Annotated in this window: 2 protein-coding genes; both read right to left on the minus strand. The window is 67.4% G+C overall.

The genetic code is table 11. The features are described from left to right. A complete protein-coding gene (locus ACIA8E_RS41860; protein WP_399307342.1) occupies positions 1-963 on the minus strand; it encodes an electron transfer flavoprotein subunit alpha/FixB family protein in 963 nt (320 codons plus the stop codon). 57 nt (positions 964-1,020) lie between these two features. Continuing rightward, entirely contained in the window at positions 1,021-1,806 is a 786-nt protein-coding gene (locus ACIA8E_RS41865) for an electron transfer flavoprotein subunit beta/FixA family protein (protein WP_399307344.1), read from the minus strand. Between the last annotated feature and the right edge of the window lie 14 nt (positions 1,807-1,820).

Here is a 1,820-nt window from a genome sequence, read left to right on the forward strand (position 1 = left end):
TCAGCCCTTGCGGGTGTTGACCTCGTCGGTGAGCTGGGGGACGACCTGGAAGAGGTCGCCGACGACGCCGTAGTCGACGAGGTCGAAGATCGGGGCCTCGGAGTCCTTGTTGATCGCGACGATGGTCTTCGAGGTCTGCATCCCGGCCCGGTGCTGGATCGCGCCGGAGATACCCGACGCGATGTACAGCTGCGGGGACACCGACTTGCCGGTCTGGCCGACCTGGTTGGAGTGCGGGTACCAGCCGGCGTCGACCGCGGCACGCGAGGCACCGACCGCCGCACCGAGCGAGTCGGCGAGCGCCTCGATGATCGCGAAGTTCTCCGCACCGTTGACACCACGGCCACCGGAGACCACGATCGCGGCCTCGGTCAGCTCCGGACGCCCGGTCGACTCACGCGGGGTCCGCGACAGCACCTTCGTACCGGTGGCCTGCGCCGAGAAGCTCACGGGCAGGGCCTCGACCGCACCCGCGGCCGGGGCCGCCTCGACCGGCGCCGAGTTCGGCTTCACCGTGATGACCGGGGTCCCCCTGGAAACACGGGACTTCGTGCTGAACGACGCCGCGAACGCGGACTGCGTCGCCACCGGACCCTGCTCACCGGCCTCCAGATCCACGGCATCGGTGATGATGCCGGAACCGATCCGGACCGCGAGGCGGGCGGCGATCTCCTTGCCCTCCGCGGAGGACGGCACCAGCACCGCGGCCGGGGACACCGCCTCGACCGCAGCCTGCAGCGCATCCACCTTCGGCACGACCAGGTAGTCGGCGAACTCGGGGGCCTCCGCGGCGAGGACCTTCACCGCACCGTGCTCAGCCAGCACCGACGCGGTCTCGGCCGCACCGGCACCCAGCGCGACAGCGACCGGCTCACCGATCCGACGCGCCAGCGTCAAAAGCTCCAGCGTGGGCTTGCGGACGGCACCGTCCACGTGGTCGACATAGACGAGAACTTCAGCCATGGGACTTCAATCTCCTGCAACTGACGAAGGAACGAGGAACGGACAAAACACCCGGTCCTAGATGAACTTCTGACCCGCGAGGAACCCGGCGAGCTGCTTACCGCCCTCACCCTCGTCCTTGACGATCGTGCCCGCCGTGCGAGCCGGACGCTGCGCCGCGGAGTCCACCGCGGACCACGCACCCGCCAGACCGACCTCGTCCGCATCGATCTCCAGATCCCCCAGATCCAAAGACTCGACCGGCTTCTTCTTCGCCGCCATGATCCCCTTGAACGACGGGTAACGCGCCTCACCCGACTGGTCCGTCACCGACACCACCGCCGGCAACGACGCCTGCAACTGCTCCGACGCACTGTCACCGTCACGACGCCCGGTCACCGCGCCGCCCTCGACCTTCACCTCCGACAACAACGTCACCTGCGGAACACCCAGACGCTCCGCCAGCACCGCCGGCAGCACACCCATCGTCCCGTCCGTCGACGCCATCCCACACACGACCAGGTCGTAACCCGTCTTCTCGATCGCCTTCGCCAGCACCAACGACGTACCGATCACATCCGAACCGTGCAGATCGTCGTCCTCGACATGAACGGCCCTGTCCGCACCCATCGACAACGCCTTGCGCAACGCATCCTTGGCATCCTCCGGACCCACCGTCAACACAGTGATCTCCGCATCATCCGCCTCGTCCGCGATCTGCAGCGCCTGCTCCACCGCGTACTCATCCAACTCCGACAACAGACCGTCGACATCCTCACGGTCCAGCGTCAGATCATCGGCGAAATGCCGGTCACCGGTGGCGTCGGGCACGTACTTCACACAGACAACGATCCTCAAGCTCACGCCGGCTCTCCTAC

Source organism: Streptomyces sp. NPDC051664 (genome assembly GCF_044453545.1).
Taxonomy (GTDB): domain Bacteria; phylum Actinomycetota; class Actinomycetes; order Streptomycetales; family Streptomycetaceae; genus Streptomyces.

Coding starts and splice junctions, on each gene's coding strand:
- ACIA8E_RS41860 (WP_399307342.1), bottom strand. CDS start 963: ATGGCTGAAGTTCTCGTCTATGTCGACCACGTGGACGGTGCCGTCCGC.